The 21,529-nt window shown below is 59.7% G+C and carries 19 protein-coding genes; 14 read left to right on the forward strand and 5 right to left on the reverse strand.

Annotation, left to right across the window (positions count from 1 at the left end; translation table 11 throughout):
• The first annotated feature begins 42 nt into the window (after nucleotides 1-42).
• On the forward strand, nucleotides 43-993 hold the full coding sequence (locus SynRS9902_RS00735) for a glycosyltransferase family 2 protein (protein ID WP_186509608.1): 951 nt from the start codon (nucleotides 43-45) through the stop codon (nucleotides 991-993).
• Here SynRS9902_RS00735 and SynRS9902_RS00740 read toward each other — a convergent pair.
• Together SynRS9902_RS00740 and SynRS9902_RS00745 are read right to left on the reverse strand one after the other, a co-directional pair.
• The gene (locus SynRS9902_RS00740; RefSeq protein WP_370586313.1) at nucleotides 976-2,181 is read right to left on the reverse strand and encodes a ChbG/HpnK family deacetylase; all 1,206 of its coding nucleotides are present in this window, start codon (nucleotides 2,179-2,181) and stop codon (nucleotides 976-978) included. The genes SynRS9902_RS00735 and SynRS9902_RS00740 overlap by 18 nt on opposite strands.
• On the reverse strand, nucleotides 2,181-2,936 hold the full coding sequence (locus SynRS9902_RS00745; protein ID WP_186509609.1) for a 5'-methylthioadenosine/adenosylhomocysteine nucleosidase: 756 nt from the start codon (nucleotides 2,934-2,936) through the stop codon (nucleotides 2,181-2,183). The genes SynRS9902_RS00740 and SynRS9902_RS00745 overlap by 1 nt, the downstream gene beginning before the upstream one ends.
• 113 nt (nucleotides 2,937-3,049) lie before the next feature.
• On the opposite strand from SynRS9902_RS00745, the gene SynRS9902_RS00750 reads away from it, so the two are divergent.
• The 10 genes from SynRS9902_RS00750 (at nucleotide 3,050) to SynRS9902_RS00795 (ending at nucleotide 13,935) form a co-directional block, all read left to right on the forward strand.
• Entirely contained in the window at nucleotides 3,050-3,457 is a 408-nt protein-coding gene (locus tag SynRS9902_RS00750) for a hypothetical protein (protein WP_186509610.1), read from the forward strand.
• Nucleotides 3,458-3,529: 72 nt separating this feature from the next.
• Nucleotides 3,530-4,243, forward strand: coding sequence for a heme oxygenase (biliverdin-producing) (locus tag SynRS9902_RS00755; RefSeq protein WP_186509611.1), 714 nt, complete (start codon nucleotides 3,530-3,532; stop codon nucleotides 4,241-4,243).
• A 17-nt stretch (nucleotides 4,244-4,260) separates the two neighbouring features.
• Nucleotides 4,261-5,298, forward strand: a complete 1,038-nt coding sequence (locus tag SynRS9902_RS00760; protein WP_186509612.1) for a glycosyltransferase — start codon at nucleotides 4,261-4,263, stop codon at nucleotides 5,296-5,298.
• A 66-nt stretch (nucleotides 5,299-5,364) separates the two neighbouring features.
• A complete protein-coding gene (locus SynRS9902_RS00765; RefSeq protein WP_186509613.1) occupies nucleotides 5,365-7,203 on the forward strand; it encodes an ABC transporter ATP-binding protein in 1,839 nt (612 codons plus the stop codon).
• The gene (locus tag SynRS9902_RS00770; RefSeq protein ID WP_186509614.1) at nucleotides 7,203-8,390 is read left to right on the forward strand and encodes a glycosyltransferase; all 1,188 of its coding nucleotides are present in this window, start codon (nucleotides 7,203-7,205) and stop codon (nucleotides 8,388-8,390) included. The genes SynRS9902_RS00765 and SynRS9902_RS00770 overlap by 1 nt, the downstream gene beginning before the upstream one ends.
• A 221-nt stretch (nucleotides 8,391-8,611) precedes the next feature.
• Nucleotides 8,612-9,559, forward strand: a complete 948-nt coding sequence (locus SynRS9902_RS00775; protein WP_186509615.1) for a hypothetical protein — start codon at nucleotides 8,612-8,614, stop codon at nucleotides 9,557-9,559.
• Nucleotides 9,556-10,695: a glycosyltransferase gene (locus SynRS9902_RS00780; RefSeq protein ID WP_186509616.1), complete on the forward strand. Its 1,140-nt coding sequence runs from the start codon at nucleotides 9,556-9,558 to the stop codon at nucleotides 10,693-10,695. The genes SynRS9902_RS00775 and SynRS9902_RS00780 overlap by 4 nt, the downstream gene beginning before the upstream one ends.
• Nucleotides 10,695-11,957 (forward strand): glycosyltransferase, encoded by a 1,263-nt coding sequence (locus tag SynRS9902_RS00785; RefSeq protein WP_186509617.1) that lies wholly within the window; start codon nucleotides 10,695-10,697, stop codon nucleotides 11,955-11,957. Before SynRS9902_RS00780 ends, SynRS9902_RS00785 begins: the two co-directional genes overlap by 1 nt.
• Entirely contained in the window at nucleotides 11,954-13,078 is a 1,125-nt protein-coding gene (locus SynRS9902_RS00790; protein ID WP_186509618.1) for a glycosyltransferase, read from the forward strand. The genes SynRS9902_RS00785 and SynRS9902_RS00790 overlap by 4 nt, the downstream gene beginning before the upstream one ends.
• Nucleotides 13,075-13,935, forward strand: coding sequence for a sulfotransferase (locus tag SynRS9902_RS00795; RefSeq protein WP_186509619.1), 861 nt, complete (start codon nucleotides 13,075-13,077; stop codon nucleotides 13,933-13,935). Before SynRS9902_RS00790 ends, SynRS9902_RS00795 begins: the two co-directional genes overlap by 4 nt.
• A 5-nt stretch (nucleotides 13,936-13,940) precedes the next feature.
• Here the strand turns inward: SynRS9902_RS00795 and SynRS9902_RS00800 are convergent, their stop codons facing one another.
• From SynRS9902_RS00800 to SynRS9902_RS00810, 3 genes are all read right to left on the reverse strand, one after another.
• A complete protein-coding gene (locus tag SynRS9902_RS00800; protein ID WP_186509620.1) occupies nucleotides 13,941-14,771 on the reverse strand; it encodes a sulfotransferase family protein in 831 nt (276 codons plus the stop codon).
• 24 nt (nucleotides 14,772-14,795) lie between these two features.
• Nucleotides 14,796-15,644, reverse strand: a complete 849-nt coding sequence (gene kdsA / locus SynRS9902_RS00805) for a 3-deoxy-8-phosphooctulonate synthase (protein ID WP_186509621.1) — start codon at nucleotides 15,642-15,644, stop codon at nucleotides 14,796-14,798.
• A gap of 65 nt (nucleotides 15,645-15,709) precedes the next feature.
• A complete protein-coding gene (locus tag SynRS9902_RS00810) occupies nucleotides 15,710-17,518 on the reverse strand; it encodes a hypothetical protein (protein ID WP_186509622.1) in 1,809 nt (602 codons plus the stop codon).
• A gap of 103 nt (nucleotides 17,519-17,621) precedes the next feature.
• On the opposite strand from SynRS9902_RS00810, the gene SynRS9902_RS00815 reads away from it, so the two are divergent.
• Genes SynRS9902_RS00815 through kdsB form a run of 3 tightly spaced genes read left to right on the forward strand, consistent with a single transcriptional unit; the run spans nucleotide 17,622 to nucleotide 21,527 of the window.
• Nucleotides 17,622-20,012, forward strand: coding sequence for a UvrD-helicase domain-containing protein (locus tag SynRS9902_RS00815; protein ID WP_186509623.1), 2,391 nt, complete (start codon nucleotides 17,622-17,624; stop codon nucleotides 20,010-20,012).
• A 25-nt stretch (nucleotides 20,013-20,037) separates the two neighbouring features.
• Entirely contained in the window at nucleotides 20,038-20,748 is a 711-nt protein-coding gene (locus SynRS9902_RS00820; RefSeq protein ID WP_186509624.1) for a hypothetical protein, read from the forward strand.
• A complete protein-coding gene (kdsB, locus tag SynRS9902_RS00825; RefSeq protein ID WP_186509625.1) occupies nucleotides 20,748-21,527 on the forward strand; it encodes a 3-deoxy-manno-octulosonate cytidylyltransferase in 780 nt (259 codons plus the stop codon). The genes SynRS9902_RS00820 and kdsB overlap by 1 nt, the downstream gene beginning before the upstream one ends.
• Nucleotides 21,528-21,529 lie beyond the last annotated feature (2 nt).

Below are 21,529 nucleotides of genomic sequence, written 5' to 3' on the forward strand. Positions count from 1 at the left end.
GCCGGTAGCTCTACGGTTCCCAATAGTGCAGACCGTGCATTGATGGCCAGCGAGCAGGTGTGGGTGGTGGCGGCCTGCTTCAACGAAGCCGCGGTGATCAGCACCTTTATGGAGCGGGTTACGGCCTTGCCGGATGTGGACCATCTTCTGCTGATTGATGACGGATCGTCTGATGCCACGGTTGCTGTGATCCGTGACTGGCAGCGGAGCCATGTCAATCAGGCCGTCACGCTGTTGGAGCTCACCCGCAACTTCGGCAAGGAGGCCGCGATGCTGGCGGGGTTGGACTACGCCAACGGACGCTGTGCCGCTGCGGTGCTGATCGATTCCGACCTGCAGCACCCTCCTGAGCGGATCCCATCCATGGTCCAGGCCTGGCGAAACGGGGCTGAAGTGGTCACCGCTGTAAGGGATGACCGTGATGCCGAAGGGCTTGTGAAAGTGGCCACGGCGTCTTGGTTCTATCGGGTGTTCAACCGCCTGGTGGATTCGATCCAGCTTCAGGAGGGGGCCGGCGATTTCCGGCTCTTGAGTGCTCCGGTGGTGGAGGCGGTGACCCAGTTGCGTGAGGCCACGCGCTTTTCCAAAGGGTTGATGCCCTGGACCGGTTACCGCAGCGAGGAGATCGCTTACAGCCGGGTGGCCCGCGTCGGTGGCACCACGTCCTGGAGCTCCCTCAAGCTCTGGCGCTACGCCTTGGACGGCATCTTTTCCTTCACGGTCAAGCCCCTGAAGGTATGGGGCGTGATCGGTGTGCTGATTTCATTCCTGAGCTTTGTCTATGCCGCCCTGATCGTGCTGCGCACCTTGGTTTTCGGTGTTGACCTGCCGGGCTACGCCTCACTGATCGTGGCTGTTCTGTTCCTTGGGGGAATTCAGCTGATCGGCATCGGCGTGCTGGGCGAGTACATCGGTCGGATCTACATCGATGTCAAACGGCGTCCGCACTATTTCGTTCGAGCCGTACATCAGGGCTCAAAGCTGTTGCGCTGAGCTCCACTCTTTCTGGCGATTAGTGGAACTGAAAAAGGTCACAGACTGCTGAAACGCCGCCTGATCCATTCCCAACGCAGCATTAGGGAGGGCTGGGTGGATCAGAACTAGCGGCTGTGCAGCACGTTCCGGAGTGATTGAGCTGTAGGCCGTTTCCCAGCAGCGGCGAAAGGCTGTTCCGAACATTGATCCACTGAACAGCACTCCGGCGAAGCGCCGGTTGGTTTGAAGTCCGGCCCGGCGCAGGCGCGGGATGGCCAGCCTGCTCAGCAGTTGCAGAACCAGCCACTTGAGCAGACCTCCTGTTAGCAGGCTGCGCCACCAGAGCCTCAATGGCAGGCCTTCCGGCAGGGGCTCCCGTGTCGTACGCACCCAGGTAATTGATTCGTCGCTGGCCAGATCCAGCACCGCATCCAGCACAAGCGGAACCAAATGGATGTGTTGATGGCCATCGAGGTTGATGTGCCGCAGCCCCGTGAGCTGGCGGTAGCGGCTGATCTGCTGCAGCAAAACCCTGCGCAACTGGAGGGCGATGCGCCGCCGTTGCCATGGCAGGAGGGAGGCCAGCAGCAAGGTTCCGAATCCGGTTGGGATCTCTGGGCAGTTGGGTAGGCGATGCCCCTCCGTGAGACAGACATGCAGGCTGAGCGGCGGTGGGTCGGCCAGGTCATGCCACGCCTCCATGGCGGCGGTCGCACTGGGACCATTCACCAAAAGACTGGCCCCCTGAAGCCGCCCGCTTTGGGCCAGATCGAGGATGGCCGCATCGACGCCCTCCGCCAGGCCGAGGTCATCGGCATGGAGCAGCGGTGGATGCCCCTTCTGGTGCTCGCGGGCCTGGGCACTGAAGCGAGCCGCGCGGCTCCAGATCAGGGCATTCAGCAGCGTGGGTGTGAACACCAACACCAGCGTTGGCGCTTTCAGAAGCGGCAGCAGGGCACAGACACTGATGTTGACCACGTATTGCAGCAGCAGCCAGCGACGGGCGAACTGGCGTCCGCCGGTCTCTTCTCGGAACGTCAGCAGGGCATGGCCGAGATATCCCGCGACGGAGGCGGCCATAAAGGCGATGGGGTTGGCCAGGCTCAGGCTCATCCACTGGCCCAGCAGCAGCAGCACGCCGATGTGAACGGCTGCGGCAGTGCCACCCACCAGGCCGTAGCGCAGCATGCGGTTCAGCACAGGCATTATGCGCATCTTCGAGGTGCGTCTTTGCAGCGTTGCAGCAGGGCCTCAATCAGCCGCCAGGCCCGCTGTTCGTAGCACTTGACGAAGTCTTCGAAGCTTTGGGCGGCCGTTTCGTCGGCACCATCGGAAATCACCCGCAGCACCAGCCAAGGAACACCCTCCTGCTCGGCCACCTGCGCGACGGCAGCACCTTCCATCTCAACGGCTTGCAGGTCGGGCAGAGCATCCCGCAGCGCCTGCAGCACCGCTGGATCTCCGATGAAGCGATCGCCCGTGGCGATCAGACCGCTGCTGGGCTGTGCGAATCCGTCGAGCTCGCCTGCGCTGTGGGCCTCCAGAAGAGCGGTTTTGGCCCAGTCGAACCAGGATAGCTGCGGTTGGAGCTGGGCCTGGTTCAGTGCGGGCAGCGTGAAACGTGGGAAGAGGGGCCGGGCATCCATGTCGTGCTGCACCACGGCATCAGCCAACACCACATCCCATTGACTCAGGGCCGGATCTGCAGCGCCCGCAACGCCAGTGAATACCAGCAGATCGATGCTGGGATCGCTAGCGAGCAGGCGAGTGGCGGCCCGCGCAGCGCTCACCTTCCCCCAGCCGCTCCAGGCCAGGCTCAGGTGCACCTCGTCGCCCCATGATCCCCTGTGGATTTTCAGGTCGCCGTGGTCGCTGCAGCTCAGATCCTTGAGGTGGCTGAGATCAGAGCCGATCTCTTCCGGCATGGCGCCCAGCAGGCCCAGGTGCAGCGGTTGCGTCATGGTTTCGTGAACCTCGTGCAACCGTAACGGCGGCCTCTTGCATCTCCCTCCACACTGTGCGGAACGACGAGGTTGCAGTGAACGCGGGCGAATCGGTACACAGCGTGGGCCGGATGCGAGCGCTTGCATCCACGATCACGCTTGTGCGTCGCCAATTTCCCGCTGCACAGGCCAACCTCAGCCCCTGGCGGGACGACCCGCAGACCCGACAGTGGACTGAGACGGAATCGCTGGATCTCTCGTTTCACTTCCCTGGCTGGAGTCCCCGCCTCGAATGCCGCAGTTTGCTGATGCAATTGCGCATCAGCACGGACCGTGGTGACGACCAGCTGCGCCTGTTGGGGGTGTTGATGCGGGGCATGACCTACGACGGCGAACGCTGGCGCCTCGCCACGGTTGGTGAATGGTTGCCGGAAGGCCCCCACCTGCCTCAGCAGCAGCAGGTGAAGCAGCTTCAGCAGATCTGTCGCGAGCTGTTCGAGCTCTTTGAAGGAACTGCTGCGTCCGAACCAGCGGCGTAACCCTTCGCAACGCACAAAGCCGTCCTGCCTTGAACTCCTTTTAAGTTCGAAGTCAGGCCGTTTCTCGCAATCATGTCTGTCGCCCTTGCTGCCCAGCTCCGGGAAGGCACGAAAAAGTCTCACACCATGGCCGAGAACACCGGCTTCGTGAGCTGCTTTCTGAAGGGAGTCGTTGATAAGGCCAGCTATCGCAAGCTGGTGGCAGATCTTTATTTCGTTTACTCCGCCATGGAGGACGAGATCAGCAAGCTGACGGATCACCCTGTGGTTGGTCCTGTAGCCATGGCCCAGCTGAACCGTCGTGAGGCACTCGAGCAAGACCTCACCTATTACTTCGGTGATGGTTGGAAGGACGAGATCCAGCCCTCCCCCTCGGCAGCGGCCTATGTGGAGCGCATCCATGCCGTGGCCCAGGAGTCACCCGAGCTGTTGGTGGGCCACCACTACACCCGTTACCTCGGTGATCTCTCCGGTGGTCAGATCCTCAAGAACATTGCCCAGAAGGCGATGAACATGGAGGGTGATGCCGGCCTGCGCTTTTACGTCTTCGACGACATCGCCGATGAAAAGGCGTTCAAGACGAACTATCGCTCTGCGATGGACACACTGCCGATCGATCAGGCCATGGCCGATCGCATCGTTGAGGAGGCCAATCACGCCTTCCACCTGAACATGAACATGTTCAAAGAGCTGGAGGGCAACTTGGTGGCCGCCATCGGCAAGGTGCTGTTTGGTTTCCTCACCCGCCGTCAGCGGGCCGGCAGCACGGAGGCTGTTGCGGCCTGATTTCGCGGCCTAAATCTGTGGCTCCTGCGCTTGTCCGCTTTCTGGTTCCCGGCACCAGTGCCCGGTTCTGGTGTGGCGGACTGAGCGTTGAACAGCAGACCGCCCGACTGGTGGAGAATCTGTGCCCAACGGAACTGGTCACCTACCGCGAACGTTCCGTTGATCATCCCTACTTGGACGATTGCCTTCGCCAAGATCGTCCGGATGCGCAGGTGCTCTGGGTGGTGAGCTGGGGCTTTGATGTTCCTGGTTTGATCCATCGGCTCAAAGGCCGCCGGGTTGCTTACCACGCCCACAGCAGCCAGTACGGCTTCGGCTTGCCGCCGGGTGTTCCTGTGTTGGCCGTCAGTCGGAACACCATGGGCTATTGGGGGGACAAGGCTCCCCGCAATCCCCTGATCCTGGTGCCGAATGCTCTGGACCAGACCTGGCTCGACCGTGGCGACCGTTCTGTCGGCCAGCGTCGACCTATTGATGTGCTGGTGCAGGCTCGTAAGAGCAGCCCCTATGTGCTGGAGCAACTGGTGCCGGCGCTGCGACAGGCGGGCCTTGTGGTGGAGGTGCAGGCCGGCTGGGTGGATGACTTGGTCGATCTGTTCAACCGCTCCACGGTCTACCTCTACGACTCAGCGGAGTACTGGCGCGGTCGCGGCGTGACCGAAGGTTTTGGCTTGCCACCTTTGGAGGCCTTGGCCTGCGGCTGTGTTGTGTTCAGCAGCCTGAATCATGCTTTGGCTGACCATGGCGATCCCGGGCACACCGTGCATCAGATCGGATGTGGCCGGCTGCAATTCGACCTTGAGCGAATCAAGGCTGCCGTTGCTGTGCCGCAGCGCTGGCGGCCCGCGGGCGATCGTTTGGAGGCGCTCCTGCGGGAGTGTTCAGAAGCTGCGCTGTTGGAGCGCTGGCGCGACGCCTTCGCTCACCTGGATGCCCTGGAGGCTGCTTCCGGACCATCCCTGAGCAGTCCTCCCACGTGGAGGTTGCGACTGCAGCAACGGCTCGTTCGGCTGCAGCGAGTGGTCAATCGGTTGCCCGGCTGGCCTTCCCGATAGTTCAGCTTGATCCTTGACGCGTACGGTCAGATGACAGGTTGATGCGTCGGTTCTGGCTTGGGAAAGATGAGCCGCCAGTCTCCAAGAGTTTCGCTTCAGAGTCAGACCTGGAAAGATATTTCGACGTTGCTGGGCAAGTTGCCGGCACAGCGGAAGCGGTTGGTCGGTTTTGTTCTGCTTGCCTCGTTTTTCCAGGGCATTCTTGATCTTCTTCTGATTGCCTTTCTGGCCCGATTTGTGGGCCTTTTCTCAGGTGCAAAGCTGGCAGACCGTTTACCAGGTATTTGGGTTTTTGGGGGTGGAATTTTAGATCAAACAGGTTGGTTGTTGGCGTTGTTAATTGCCTCCTTCTGGCTCACTTCTTTTGTTCGTTTCTTTGTATCTTTGATGCAAAGTTTGTTGAGTGCGGAGATATGGAATGACCTTGTCAATCAGGTCTATCAAAATGTGCTTCAGCAGCGGTATGAATTTTTCATCGAAAACCGTACGGCCAATCTTTCTGAAAAATTCAATCGAATACTCAATAGTGTTTCAACGAAAGTTGTCATTCCCTTGATTGCGATTGCTGGCAATGCTTTGTCGGTGACGTCCCTGCTGATTGGGGTTGTTTTTGTTCTTGGCTATCAGGCCCTGGCTATTTTCGCGTTGATGCTGATGGCCTATGCAGTGGCTTCAGTGCTGATCACACCTTATTTGAGGTTGGCGACCAAGCAGCGCGTCCGTTATGGCCGCAGGATCAACCTTCTGCTGATGGAGTCGTTGCGCTCCATTCGTGATGTTCACCTTTATTCCGCTGATAAATATTTTGTGACTCGTTTTTCCTCGGATGGAGTCATCGCAAAACGGTACGATCGATTAACACGTTTACTGCCTGATGTTCCTCGTTTTTTGATCGAGCCTGCTGGGGTTTCGATTTTGTTCTTGGTTGGCCTTGCTCCTGCCGTTTTGAGTGGAGATTCAAGTGATGTGCGCAATGCGATACCTGACCTATTCGCAATCATGTTCACGTTGTTGAAGATCTCTGGGCCGCTTCAGAACACATTTCGAAGCCTCAACCGTTTGCGGGGCGGTCTCCCGGAAATTAAAGATGCGCTGGATTTGTTGGATTTGAAGCCAGAGAGGCTCCTGTTGTCATCTCCTGGTGTGCCAACCCCAGAAGGGTTGATGCCTCGTCGGCTGATTCAATTGAAAGATGTCAGTTTTTCATATCGACGTAGCGACAGATTGGTGATTGATGCAGTCAATCTCTCGATTCCGATTGGATCCCGTTTTGCATTGGTGGGGCGCACGGGAAGCGGAAAAACAACCATTGCCCATCTGCTTCTGGGTTTGCTCCAGCCGACCTCGGGCCAACTCATGTTGGATGGCATTCCTGTGAGTCCGCAAGATCTGCCGGCATGGCAGGCCAATTGCGCTTTGGTGCCTCAGGATATTCGCCTATTTGATGGAAGTATTCGCGACAACGTTGCTTTTGGATTAGACAACGATTCGATCGATGATGAAGATATTTGGTCGGCGTTGAAAACGGCTCAGTTCGATGATGTTGTTGCTCAAATGCCTTACGGCCTCTACACCATGATTGGTGAGAATGGCGTGAAATTGTCTGGCGGTCAGCGTCAGCGTCTTGCTCTTGCACGAGCTTTTTATCGTGGTGCCAAAGTTCTTGTTTTGGATGAAGCCACAAGTGCTCTCGACAACAGAACTGAGCATGATGTTCTTCAGGCCCTGGATCTGGTGGGGCGACGCTGCACAACCATTGTGATCGCTCACCGGTTGTCAACCGTCAAAAAGTGCGACCGAATTGTTGAGATCGAAAACGGCAGGATTCATGCTCAAGGTGATTTTGTCTCCCTTTGTGAGAGATCGGAAACCTTCAGAGATATGTATCGCATTGAAAACACTTGATGGCAGATGTCGTTCTGCTCTCCACGGCTGACTGGGACCACCCTCTCTGGACAAACAAGCAGCACGTTGCCTGTGCACTCGCGGCGGAAGGTGAGCGTGTTTTGTACGTTGAATCCCTTGGTCTACGCTCAGTGCAGGCCAAAACCCAGGATTTCAGAAGAATTCTTCGGCGGCTGATCCTCGGTCTGCGATTTCTTCGGGCTGTGCGACCGGGGATCTGGGTGTTGTCGCCGTTGGTATTGCCCGGTGGCTCCCACGGCTTGGCGCTTCGCCTTAATCGCTTGATCGTGCGTTTCAGCATTTCACTGGCGTGTTGGCTCCTGCGCTTCCGTTCCCCTTGGCTTTGGACCTACAACCCGTTGACGTTGCTTTATCTGCCATTGAAGGGGTTTGGGCTGTCGATCTATCACGCGGTGGATGCGGTTCAAGAGCAACCCTGCATGCCCAGGAGTTTGATCGAATCCCAGGAAGCCCGCTTGTGTCGTTCCGTCGACCAGGTCTTCACCACGTCTCCCTATCTCGCTGAGCGACTGGCCAGGCATACGGACCGAATCTGTTACGAACCCAACGTGGCGGATCGGGATCATTTTTCCGCCGCAATGGCACTGCGTCGGGATCCGGGCTTTGTAGATCCGCCGGAGTTGGCAGGAATCCCAGAGCCCAGAATTGGTTTTGTTGGTGCGATCAGCAACTACAAACTTGATTTTGGGCTGATTCGCACCGTTGCCCTCCTCCATCCTGACTGGCAATTCGTCTTCATTGGTCCACAGTCCGAGGGGGAGCCCAGCACCGATCTCTCCCAGTTGTGTGGTCTCAGCAATGTGCATTGGCTCGGTCCCCAGCCTTACCGCCAACTGCCGCGGTTTTTGGCTGCCTTTCAGTGCGCCTGGCTGCCATTGCAGTGCAACCCCTACACCCGGGCGATGTTTCCGATGAAGTTTTTCGAGTACCTCTTCGCTGGTTTGCCAGTGGTGTCCACACGGATTCACGCTCTCCGTTCGTTCGAGGCGATTTGCTGCCTTTGCCCACCGGATCCGTTGGAGTTCAGCCGGCAGCTTCAACGGGTTCTGAGAGGAGACGGGCCAAGCCTTGAGACACGATTGAGCGGGATCGAGGGGTACACCTATGCCGGTCGCACGCGTCGCATGCTGAAGTTGCTGCGTTCTCAAGGGAAATGCGCTGGATGAAGGAGCAGATCTCGCTCCAACTAGCTGCTGTCAAGAGATGGCTCAAACGCGTTGCTCCGCCGATTTTTGTGTTGCTCAAGGCTTTGAACCAGCGGCGTGAACGGCTTTGGACCAGTCCCTTGGCGTATGTCTGGCGCAACAGCCACCTTGGTCATGCTTTCGGCGTTGCTCTGTTTCGGCTCACGCAGGGGAGGCTCACGTCAGCATCAACGAGCTATCTCATGTTTGATGCCAGCCTTCGCCTTCACGACTATCAGCAGGCGTCTTGGATCGCTGATGCGGCGCGGCGCCGTTGGCCGGATGCCATCGATGTTGTTGCGATGCAGTGCACCTTGGCGCTGAGGGCTGGTGCCTTGCCCGAGGCGTTGGCCCTGTTGGAGCGCTGCTTGTTCGCTTCGGATGAACGGGCTGTGGATCGGGTGCTTTTTCGCACCGGATCCCGCCCCCGTGATCTTCTCCAAAGCGGTGAGGTCTTTCGTTGGCTCTCAGATCGTGCAGACCTTGACCTCACCCGGCGCTCCTATGCGCTGGTCGCGGAGGCCTATCTGATTCTTCGCTTGAAGAATGCAGCGCGTGCTCAGGAGTTGATTGCGGCATTGGAGGAGACAGCAAAGAAGCTGCGCAGCGATGAAGCAACAACCTGTTGTCCACAGTCCAATCGGCAGAACCTGGGGAAGCTGTACGTGTCGATCAGCAGTGCCCTCTATCACCTGGCTCTGCTTCAGGGGGACATGCCGTTGCTGGCGCGTTGTTGGCAACGCCTGGCTGAATTCAGTCGAGCGATCGACAGGGATCAGATGAATGCGGATGCGTTGTTCCGCATGTCCAGCAACCTCGGGCGCGGCCTTGCCCTTGGTTTTCTGCTGGATCCGCGTCAGTACGGCACGGTCCGCAGGGATGCGACGACCTTGTTGAACGCTTGGACGACCGCCAACGCTGCAGGGCTCGCCCCGAGGCGACGGGTCAGGGGACGGACGCCTCAGGAAAACCATCTGTTGTTTCTTCAGGAGTTGCAGAACAGTTGTGAGGAGCTTCACCAGGCGGGTGGCTCCGTGACGCCCCAGGCGTGCCGTCATTGGGCCCGACTGCTGAATCACTCCTCGGAGGGGAGCTTGACCGACACGATTGCGGCGTTGGTGCAGAGGCAATTGATCCAGCCCGAGCCATGACGGATTCAGCAAAGCCCCGCAGGTCGGCATTGCTTTTCATCGATTCGCTCAAAATCGGTGGTGCCGAGCGCGTCACCCTGCAGTGGGCTGAATGGTTGTTGGAAGGCGGTTGGAACGTCACCTTGTTGACCTCGAAGCCTGCCAGCCACGATTTCTATCCCGTGCCTTCTGGTCTCCGCCGCTTGCGGGAGCCTGGCCTGTTGGGCTCGTTGGATCGTGCCTTGTTTTGGCCGTTGAAGCTTTTGCGCCTGCGCAAGTTGCTTCGACGAGAGCAGCCAGATCTCTTGATCGGCATGACGACGCTGCCGTCGATCAAGTTGGCGCTGGCGGCGATCGGTTTGTCGTCGCGCTTGGTGATCTCGGAGCGCAACTACCCTCCGGCCCGTCCATTGGCTTGGCGTTGGCGCTTGCTGCGTCGCTTGGCCTATCCCAGAGCTGATTTGCATTTGGTACAAACGCAGGGCATTGCCCAATGGCTTCATCAACGCGGCTTGGCACGCCGCACCGCGGTTTTGCCCAATGCGATCCTTTGGCCGATCCCGCGACTTGCTCCCCAGCTCACTCCCGAGGCCTTTGTTCCGTCGGGGCAGAAGATGATCCTGGCGGTTGGTACCAAGCTCCATCAGAAAGGCTTTGACCGCTTGGTGGCCGCTTTTGCCGGTCTGCAGGCTGACTTCACCGATTGGTCGCTGGTGATTCTTGGCATCGAGGACGAGCCGTATCACGGCGTCAATCAGGCGGCTCGGCTGCGCCAGCTGATGGGCTCCGCGTCTTCGCGTCTGATCCTTCCGGGCAACGTCGGCAATGTGGGGGATTGGTACAAGGCCAGTGATCTGTTTGTTCTTGCCTCTCGGTTTGAGGGCTATCCCAATGTGTTGCTTGAGGCGATGGCCTCTGGTCTGCCTTGCCTTGCGGTGGACTGTCCAACAGGCCCTTCAGACCTGATTGATTCAGGCGTGAACGGTTGGCTCGTGTCCGAGCACGTCGCTTCCAGCGACATGGCACCACCCTTGCGTCGGGCCTTGGCAGATCTCGCAGCGCGCGCGGCTTTTGCCTCAAGGGCTAAGGCGGTCCGCCAACGCAATGCCCCGGAGAGCTTGCGACCTGTGTTTCTCGATTTAATGGGGTCGCTTTGATGGTCGTGCCGGTGCTGACGGATTCAGGCCGTGATGATCTGTGGCTGGTGTTGCCGCATCTGGGGGCGGGAGGCGCTCAGAAAGTGGCCTTGATTGCCGCCAGTTATTTCGCTGCTCAGGGGTTGAAGGTGAAGCTGGTCACCCTTATCCCTGGCCATCCCGTGGCCCAAGACCTCCCCGACGGGATCCCACTGCTGGAGCTGGGGGCGCCGACCCATCGCTCCTGGTGGGCCCGCGCTGGTCGTTTTGCCCTGGCCCAACTCGACAAGTTGATCCGCTTGCTGTTTCAGCTGCAGCTGCGTTGGTTCGCCGGCTGGTTCGAAGCCCGTGTCCATCCAGGGGGTCGGGGTCTTGCCATGCAGCTGTTTCGTCTCGGAACGGAGGCGACAGCTGGTTTTCGCTTCCGGCAGCTGCGACGTCAGTTCCGCTCTCAGCGGCCCCATCGGGTCTTGGCTCTGCTCACCCGCACCAACATCACCTGTTGTTGTGCCGCCTGGGACTTGCCGATTCACCTCGTGGTGTCCGAGCGCAACGACCCCTCGCTTCAGCTGCTGCCGGAGGTGTGGCAGCGCCTGCGGCCTTTGGCCTATCGCCGGGCGGATGTGGTGACCGCCAACACAGCAGGCGTTCTCACGGCTTTGGAAGCGATGGGGGCCTGGGAGCGTTTAGCCCTGCTGCCCAATCCGTTGCCCGCTGCGCCAGCTCCTGCGCTTGGCAGTGGGACGTCCAATGCCACCGGCTTCATCAGCGTGGCCAGGTTCGTACCGCAGAAGGGGCTGGATGTGTTGATTGCAGCCTTGCCCCAGTTGAGCGGACCTGCAGCGGCTTGGCCCGTCACCTTGGTGGGTGATGGTCCAGAGCGCGACAGATTGCAAGTGCAGGCGAAGGATCTTGGCGTGTCCGATCAGCTGCGATGCCTAGGGTTTCGCGCCGATCCGCAGCGCTTTCTGGCGGAAGCTGCTGTGTTCGTCTTGCCCTCCCGTTTTGAAGGCATGCCCAATGCCTTGCTGGAGGCCATGGCTGCTGGTCTGGCTGTGATCGTCACGGATGCTTCTCCTGGTCCCCTGGAGGTGGTGGAGCCGGGGGTGAGCGGTTTGGTCGTACCGAGTGATGATCCGGTCGCTCTGGCTGCAGCGATGGAGTCGCTGGCCTCGGATCCAGACCGTTGCAGGAGAATGGGCGATGCGGCCCGAGCACGAATCGCTGCCTTGGATTGGCCCCAGTTGGAGCCGCTTTGGCGGTCGATCCTGGCGTTGTCATGACAGCACGTGTTCTGGTGTTGGCGCCGACCCGGCGCGCACGGACGGAAACCTTCGTGCGCGCGAACCTGGCCCGCTTGCCGTTTGCGGTGGAGGCTTGTTTCGGGGACGAGTTTCCTTGGCGTGAGCCCCTCAAAGCCCTCTATGGCCTGGCGGTGCTCACCAGCAAGGTCTGCACCCGCTTGGGCTGGCTTCGGCTGGCCACCCTGCCTGCGTCTCTCGTGGCTGTGCTGTTGGTGCGGCGCCACCGGCCGGATGTGGTGATGGTGGAGTTCGGCTTTCATGCCGTTCGGGTGATGGAGCTGGCCCGCACGGGAGTGCCCCTGGCGGTTCACTTCCGCGGCGCCGATGCTTCAGCGGAGCGTTACGTGAGGCGTCTGGAGCAGCGTTATCGCCGTTTGTTTCAGCTCACCTCGGCTGTGATCGTCAAGAACCAAACGATGCGGAGTCGTTTGGTTGCCCTGGGTGCCAAGCCCGCACAGCTGTTGATCAGTCCATCCGGTGCCGATGAGCAGCGCTTTCAGGGGGCCACTCCCGCCTCCATGCCTCCTCGGTTTCTTGCGGTGGGTCGTTTTGTGTCCAAAAAAGGTCCGTTGGACACCCTGGAAGCCTTTGCCCTCTTGCGAGGCCTGACGGACCAGGCCAATGCCTGCCGCCTGGTGATGGTGGGTGATGGACCTCTGTTCCCCCTCGTGCAGGCCAGGGCTCGCCAGCTTGGCCTCGAGCAGTGTGTTCAGTTCCCTGGCGTGCTGTCACCCGATGCGGTGGCCCAGGAGATGCGTCGTGCGCGGGTGTTTGTCCAGCATTCCCGCACGGCGGAGGATGGGGATGAGGAGGGATGTCCGGTCTCCGTGATGGAAGCTCAACTTTGCGGTCTGCCTGTGGTGGCCACCCGTCATGGCGGGATTCCTGATGTTGTCGTGGATCAGCAGACCGGGCGGCTGGTGGAGGAAGGCGACCGTCGTGCCATGGCGGAGGCGATGGCCTTGCTGGTGGACCAACCGGATCTCGCGGCTGCTTGGGGTGCGGCTGGGCAGCTTCGGGCTCAGGCTCGGTTCACCGTGGCGCATCACGTGGATCAGATCACAATGCTTCTCAACGATTTGGTGGGCCGAAGCCGATGAGCAGCAAGCGATTGAAGTTGCTGCTGATCCGTGGTCTCGGCCACAGCGGCACAACAATGCTGGATTTGGCCCTGGGGGCGCATCCGCAGATCATTGGCCTGGGTGAGGCGGCGCGAATTCTGGTGATGCCAAAGCCGGGGGATGAGCATCGCGGGCCCAGCCAACTGCGCGGTGCTCACCGGTTTGAACGGCGTTGCACCTGTGGGGTCGTTGCCGCGGAGTGCCCAATCTGGGGCCCTCAGCTTGAGTGGCTGCGCCTGTATGACCAAGTGCCGATGCAGGAGAAAGTGCAGCGGCTGCTGTTGCATTCACCCCACGCGGGTGAGGCGGTGTGGCACGTGGACTCGTATCAGGACGATCTGGAGATGACGCGGTTGCCCGAGGCGATGTTTGACATTCGGATCATCCATCTCGTGCGTGACGTGCGCTCCTGGGTGCATTCCCGGGCCCAGGCCGGCCGTAAGGCAGGCCAACGCTGGCCGGCAGCGCGTCAGCTGGCGCGCTGGTGGCGTGTCAATGCCAAGTTTGAACGGGCCTTTCGCCAGTCTCCGTACCCGGTGTTTCGTCTGGGATATGAGGAATTTGCGCTTCAGCCCCAGAGCAGTTTGCAGTTGCTCTGCGACTGGCTGGCCATCGATTTCCAGGCGACGATGCTGGCTCCTGGTCTGAATAGCAGCAGTCACATCCTCGCGGGAAACCGGGTGCGTTTCGATGCGGATCGGAGTCGATCGATTGCTTATGACGGTGCCTGGTTGGGGGCGCAGGCGCCCACGGCTGCGCATCTCGGCTTGCTTATGCCGGGCGTTGCCCGCATGAACCGTCGGCTGGTGTATTCGAACAACTTGCTCTGCCGCTGATGGCTTCAGGCCTCCCGCCAGGTCATGGCGGTGGCCCAGTGCTGCTCAACCGCAAGATCTGGACAGCGCTCCTGAACAGCTGCCACCAAGGGAGAGAAGTGCCGGCCCAAGCGCTGCAGCACCTCCAGCGGAACCGATGTGGTGGCCTGGCTGGCATTCACCCGGTGGCTCCCGTCGGAGACCTGCTCCGGGATGCCGAGATACCGGCACAACTTCCGATGTGTCACTGCTGTGAACAGCGTTTCGTACAGACCGATGAAGATCTCCGATTTAGCCAGTCCGTCCCGCAATGCATCGAGGGTTGCGGGGTAGTCGTTGCGTGGAGATTCACGTTTGAGCAGCTTGAGGCTGGCTTTGTTCAGGTGTTCGATTTCATGCGCTGGTGTGAGCAAGCCCCGCTTGCGCAATTGCATTCGTTGCTGCGACAAGAACCGTTCCACCGGGTCGCGCATGATGAACACCGCCCGCGTTTGCACGCCGCGTTGCGCGAAGGCTTTCTGGATGCGCTGATAGCTCTCAGCGCTCAACCCGGCATAGGAGGGTGTGATGTCTCCCGTCAGGCGGATCTGGGGTGGCTTGAGCCGTGATGCGAAGTAGTCGAAGTAGCGCTCAGGACGCGCAATGAACCGCGCCCGACGCCAGGTGCGCCACTTCAGCGGTGTGGGCCGTTTGGGCCGGAAGTTGGCAAAGCGTTCCAGTTCGAGAGCATCGAAGATGTGGTATTCCTTCAGAAAACCAAAATCGGCGTCGCTGCGGCGATTGAGTTGATCGTGCAGCCAGGAGGTTCCCGCTTTCTGGGCGCCAACGCCGAGCAGAAAGGTTGCGTCAGATGCCAAAACGTTTTGCCGTTTGAATGGGTATCAGTTGATCTGCAGGTCTGGCATGGCCTTCACCAGATCATCGATGGCTTTGACCTGCGTGAGAAACGGTTCCAGCTGATCGAGAGGTAATGCGCTGGGGCCATCGCAACGGGCTTGCGCCGGGTCTGGATGTGCTTCCAGGAACAAACCGGCCAGTCCAACCGCCATGCCTGAGCGGGCCAGGTCCACCACCTGGCTGCGACGTCCGCCGGAGGCAGCACCGCCTGGATCCCTGCACTGCAGGGCGTGGGTGACATCGAAGATCAGAGGAAGGTCATCGCAGGTTCGCTTCATCACGCCGAACCCCAGCATGTCCACAACGAGATTGTCGTAACCGAAGTTGGTGCCGCGCTCGCACAGCAGCAGCTTCTCGTTCCCGCATTCGCGGAATTTGTCCACGATGTTGCGCATCTGTTCCGGACTCAGGAACTGTGGCTTCTTGATGTTGATCACCGCACCGGTTTCAGCCATGGCGCGGACCAGATCGGTCTGCCTGGCCAGAAAAGCCGGGAGCTGAATGATGTCGGCGACCTTGGCGGCAGCGACAGCTTCTTCCGGACTGTGCACATCGGTAATGACCGGAATGCCGTGGGTGTCCTTCACCGCCTGGAGGATCTGCATCCCTTCGTCGAGGCCGGGACCACGGAAGGAATGAATGGAGGAACGATTGGCCTTGTCGTACGACGCCTTGAACACCAACGGGATGTTCAGCCTTGTGCAGACGTCTTTGTAGTGGCCGGCGCAACGCAGGGCAAAATCGAGATCCTCGAGAACGTTCACGCCACCAAGAAGGGCGAAGGGGCGGTCGTTCGCGAAGGTGATATCTCCCAGTTGGATCTGATGCGCCACGGTTTCAATCACGTCCAGTGATCGGCGAGCCTACCCGCCTTCAATCCATTCGGTTCTTCGGTCGATCAGCGATGGCGGAAGATCCGTGCGTACTGACGGTTTGGATCCTCTTGATAGAGCACGTTGTAATTGGAGAGATCAATTCCATATTGGGTCAGTTTTTTGCCCGTATCGATGTCAACCAAAAAATCTCCCGATTGCGGTGTGTACAACTCCCCTTTCCCGATTCCTGCTTTGACGATGTAGCGCCTGGTGTCGATGTCGTAATACACAAGGCGGTCGTAGGTGAGAGCCTTCATCTGATCGGAATGCTTGAACCATCCTTTTGAGTAGATCAGGTTGACGGTTTCTCCGTTTTCTTTGGCACGTTCTGTGATGGCTCTGGCTTCGTTCAGGGTTGTCCGCCATGAACGTTGTTTCCAGCTGATCAGTTGTGCGCGTTTTCGGAATGTGTCGGCTTGTCGATCTTCGATGTTCAGCAGCAACAACGTGGTGCCGAGGGCCACAGCTTGAGCCTGGCGGCCGTTCATTCGGTTCTTCAGTTTTGGTGCGATGAGGCTCTCCCAAATCATCAAGATGTCGAGAACGGCGACAAACTGAATCGGCAGGCTCATGTAGTTGCTGCCTTCCAGTCCCACCAAGGCGAAAAGGGCGAATCCATAGGCCAGTGCCGCAAGGTTCAGACCATCGAGGGCGGTGACATCGGCTTGTCTGCGACCGATCAGCCAGAAGCGTGTTGTGATGAAGCCCAGGAAGACGATCAGGCGAATATCCAGTGCCAGCACTGAGAAGCCCAGATGTGCGTCATAGCGCGGCACATCAGCGGCAATGCTTGGAAGCGCACTGAGAATCGCAAACGAAGCCAGAAAAAAGAGTGCCAAGCTGACGATGGCGATCTCCAGGGCATAGGCCTGCATCCACTGGGAGGGCTGGACAGATCCCCATTTCGGGCGTCTGGGCATGCCGCCGAGGCTGCCCGCGACGATCGTTGTGGCGGCGGGGACCACGGCTAGCAGCACGGCTGTGTCTTTGAAGAATGGAATGAACAGCGCAGAGAGCAGGGCGAGTCGGCCGTTGCGCAGCTGGCCAGAGTCCAGGTAAACGCAGTAGTGATAGGCGTATAACGCCAGCAGAAATGTGAGAAAGCGTTCGCTGTAGATGAACTGGAAATAGTTGTAAGCCGATGCGCTGGTGAAGAGGAACAGCAGTGTTCCCATCAGGATGGGAGAAGCGCTTGTGCGGTTGTTGTTGACCCGTTCAATCAGCTTGCAGCCAACGATGATCGTGGCGATGAGTTCAAATGCGCTCACCAATGACCACACCTTGGTGTAAGGCGTGACCCAGCTGAGGGTATGAAGATCCTGGTGGGAGAGTGGAAAGAAGCGAAAATCGTTTCTCCCCATCGTTTCATTGATCAACCTTTGCCTGAGGCTGAAATTGTTCAGGAGCTGATCGCTTTGTATGTCGTTAAACCAGGTGAGAATTTCTTTATAGAACCAGCTGCTTTCCTGCACCATCAGCACCACGTAAATCGTGAGGATGATCGTCACGACTGGATGTTGCTTGACGAAATCTGTGACGATGAAGGGCCAGGGTTTTGGTGGTTTTGGTTGTGCGTCCTGTGTGTTTGCTTGAACAATCGAACGAATCAGCAGTCCAGCGAGGACAGCCAAAACAGCGAAAAATCCTCCATGGGCGATGGCGTTGTATTGGCTCAGCAGAGAGTCCCTTGTTGTTTCTGGAAGAGCGCTGAATCCGCTTGCGCCGGATTGAAGCCAGAGCGCTAGGCCCGCGCTGATGAGTAAGGCCGCACCAGATAGTGCTGACAGCCAGAAGCTCCAGCGTTGTTCAAAGACCGTGGTCGTCGTTCGCATGGCCTAGCGAATGTCTTGTTCGGGTTTGGACTTGAGCAGGTCCACGACCTTGGCCTGCAGCGCTGCGGCGTTGGAGGCATCTAAGCACCACTAATCTCCACCCATGAGCTTTTTGGCCGGCCTCAACGACGCCCAACGCCGGGCGGTGGACCATCACGAGGGGCCCCTGCTGGTGGTGGCAGGCGCCGGCAGTGGCAAGACGCGTGCCCTCACCCATCGGATCGCTCATTTGATCGGCGAGCACGGAGCCGATCCCGCCCAAATCCTGGCGGTGACCTTCACCAACAAAGCCGCCCGCGAGATGAAGGAGCGGCTTGAGCTTCTCCTGGCGCAGCGTCTGGCCCAGAGCCAGTACGGCCAGCCCTGGAGCACCTTGCCCCCGGTGGAGCAGCGCCAGCTGCGATCCCGCATTTACAGGGAGGTGACCAAGGAGCTGTGGATCGGCACCTTCCATGCCCTGTTTGCGCGGATGCTCCGCTACGACATCGACAAGTTCAAGGACGCGGAAGGACTCACCTGGACCAAACAGTTCTCGATCTACGACGAGGCCGATGCCCAGAGCCTGGTGAAGGAGATCGTGACCCAGGAACTGCAGCTGGATCCCAAACGGTTCGAGCCCAAAAAGACCCGTTGGGCCATCAGCAATGCCAAGAACCAGGGTTGGCTGCCGGACCAGCTCGAGGCGAATGCGGAAGGCCAGCGGGGCAAGCTCACCGCCGATGTCTATCGGCGTTATCGCAAAGCCTTAGCGGCGAACAACGCCCTTGATTTCGACGATCTGCTGCTGCTGCCGGTTCAGTTGCTGCAGCAGAACGAGCAGGTGCGCAGCTATTGGCACCGCCGCTTTAGCCATGTGCTGGTGGATGAATACCAGGACACCAACCGCACCCAGTACGACCTGATCAAGCTGTTGGTGACCGATGGCAAGGATCCTCAGGATGTTGAGGACTGGTCAGGTCGTTCGGTGTTTGTGGTCGGCGACGCCGACCAGAGCATCTACAGCTTCCGTGCGGCTGACTTCACGATCCTGATGGGGTTCCAGGACGACTTCGGTGATCAGGCGCCGGACGACTCCACCCGGACGATGGTGAAGCTGGAGGAGAACTACCGCTCCACCGCCACGATCCTTGAGGCAGCGAATGCCCTGATCGCCAATAACAGCGAGCGGATCGACAAGGTTCTCCGTCCCACCCGAGGAGAGGGAGAGCTGATCACTCTCACCCGTTGTGATGACGAGATCGCCGAGGCGGAAGCCGTGGTGCACCGCCTGCGCACGATGGAAGCTGCCAACCCCGAGTTGAGCTGGGGCGACATGGCGGTGCTCTATCGCACCAATGCCCAGTCCCGTGCGATTGAGGAATCGCTGGTGCGCTGGGGCATCCCTTACATCGTTGTGGGGGGATTGCGCTTCTACGACCGCCGCGAAATCAAGGATCTGCTGGCCTATCTGCGTCTGCTGGTGAATCCGGCTGACACCGTCAGCCTGCTGCGGGTGATCAACGTGCCCAAACGCGGCATCGGCAAGACCACGATTCAGCGCCTCACCGATGCGGCCAATCAACTGGGAATTCCGCTCTGGGATGTGGTGAGTGATCCCGAGGCGGTGCGCTCCCTCGGCGGCCGCTCCGCCAAGGGTCTCCTGCAGTTCTGTGATCTGGTGAATGACCTGAAGGCCCGCAGCCGTGACGAGGCGCCCTCGGCGCTGATTCAGCAGGTGATGGAGAAAAGCGGCTACGTCAGTGAGTTGATTGCTGATGGCACCGATGAGGCGGAGGAGCGCCGCCGCAACCTGCAGGAACTGGTGAACGCGGCCCTGCAGTACCAGGAGGAAAACGACGAGGGCGACCTGGAGGGATTCCTGGCCACGGCGGCCTTGTCCAGCGATGCCGACAGCAAAGACACGGCCGCTGATCGCGTCACCCTGATGACGCTGCACAGCAGCAAGGGCCTCGAATTTCCTGTGGTGTGCCTGGTGGGCCTGGAGCAGGGATTGTTTCCCAGCTACCGCTCTTTGGATGACCCCGCCTCGCTGGAGGAGGAGCGCCGTCTTTGCTATGTCGGCATCACTCGGGCCAAGGAACGGCTGTTCCTCTCCCATGCCTGTGAGCGTCGTCTCTGGGGCGGCATGCGCGAAGCGGCGGTGCCCTCGGTCTTTCTGTCGGAGTTGCCGGAAGCTCTGGTTCAGGGCGATCTCCCCCAGACCGGCGGGGCGGCGCTGCGGAGGGAACGGCGTCTTGATCGGCTCACCCGTGTGGACCGCGATAAGCCGTCAACGGCCCCAGCCAATGCTGTGCGTCGCCGTCAGGCTGGCCCAGCTCCCGGACGCAGCTGGCAAGTTGGAGATCAGGTGATCCACGCCAGTTTCGGGGTTGGCGAAATCACCCACACCTTCGGCAGCGGCGAGAAGGTTTCGATTGCGGTCAAGTTCGCCGGGATGGGTCCCAAGATCCTTGATCCGCGTCTGGCGCCGATCGAGCCCGTGACCACCGCTTAATCTCCTCACCAGCCATCGACGGCCTGTGTCGACCACCAGTCAGCCGATTCCAATTTTTATCGGCTACGACCCCAGAGAGCGGGCGGCGACCAATGTTCTGATCGACAGTCTTTATCAGAACAGCAGTGTTCCTCTGGCGATCACGCCGCTGGTGACGCCTCAGCTGGAGGCTCAGGGATTGTTTCGCCGCGAACGAGACCCCAAACAGAGCACGGCGTTTTCCTTCACCCGGTTTCTGGTGCCATACCTGATGGGCTACCAGGGCTGGGCTCTGTTCATGGATTGCGACATGCTGTGCCGGGCGGACATCAAAGCGCTCTGGGATCAGCGCGATGACTCCTATGGCGCCATGTGCGTGCAGCACGAACACGTGCCCGGCGAGACCGTGAAATTCCTCGGTGAGGTGCAGAGCGCTTATCCGAAGAAGAACTGGAGTTCTCTGATGCTGCTTAACTGCAGCCGCTGCACCAAGCTCACGCCCGACTATGTGAACACGGCCACGGGGCTGGAGCTGCACCGATTCCACTGGCTGGAGGGCGACCATGAGATCGGCGCTATCCAAGGCGGTTGGAATCATCTGGTGGATGTGCAGGCTCCGCCTGAGTCCGAGCAGGTCTCCCCGATGTTGCACTGGACTCTTGGTGGTCCTTGGTTTCGCGAACAGCGCACCATGGGCGGGCCTCTTGCGGCTGAATGGTTCAGCGCCCGCGACGATGCAATGAAACTCTGGGATTGATGGCGATTCGCAAGTGTGTGGTGGCCGTTCCGGCCCGGTTGCAGTCTTCAAGGCTGCCCAACAAGATGCTGGCGGACATCGGCGGCAAGCCGATGATCCAGCGTGTTCTGGAACGTTGCCGTGAGGCCCGCAGCATTGAAGCGGTGGTGCTCTGCACCGATAGCGCCGAGTTGCAGACCCGGGCCGAGGACTGGGGTTTTCCGGTGCTGATGACAGCGGAGTCCTGCAGTTCCGGCAGCGAGCGCATCGCATCGGTGGCCCACTCCCTCATGTCTCTAGCCTGGGGGGAAGCCGATTCCGTGGCTGAAGAGACCGCCGTGATCAACGTTCAGGGCGATCAACCCTTCATTGATCCTGCTGTGATTGATGCCATGGTCGAGGAATTTAGGCGTCAGGACCCTGTGCCTGCTGTGGTCACGCCCGTTTACGGGCTGACGCCTGAATCAGTTCACAACCCCAATGTGGTGAAGACCCTGCTGGCCCATGACGGCCGCGCCTTGTATTTCTCTCGCTCCGCGATTCCCCACGTGCGTGATGTGGCTGAAGCGGAGTGGCATCAGCACACCACCTATTGGGGGCATGTGGGGATGTACGGCTTCCGCGGAGATGTGCTGACTGCCTGGGACCAGCTGCCCGCGTCACCCCTGGAGGATCTGGAGCGGCTCGAGCAGTTGCGGCTGATTGAGGCGGGTCTCACCATTGCCACCTTCCCGGTGCAAGGAACCTCTCTGTCGGTGGACACCGCCGAGCAGCTGGAGCAGGCCCGGGCGATGGTCTGAGC

Source organism: Synechococcus sp. RS9902, assembly GCF_014279635.1.
In the GTDB taxonomy this organism is placed as follows: domain Bacteria; phylum Cyanobacteriota; class Cyanobacteriia; order PCC-6307; family Cyanobiaceae; genus Parasynechococcus.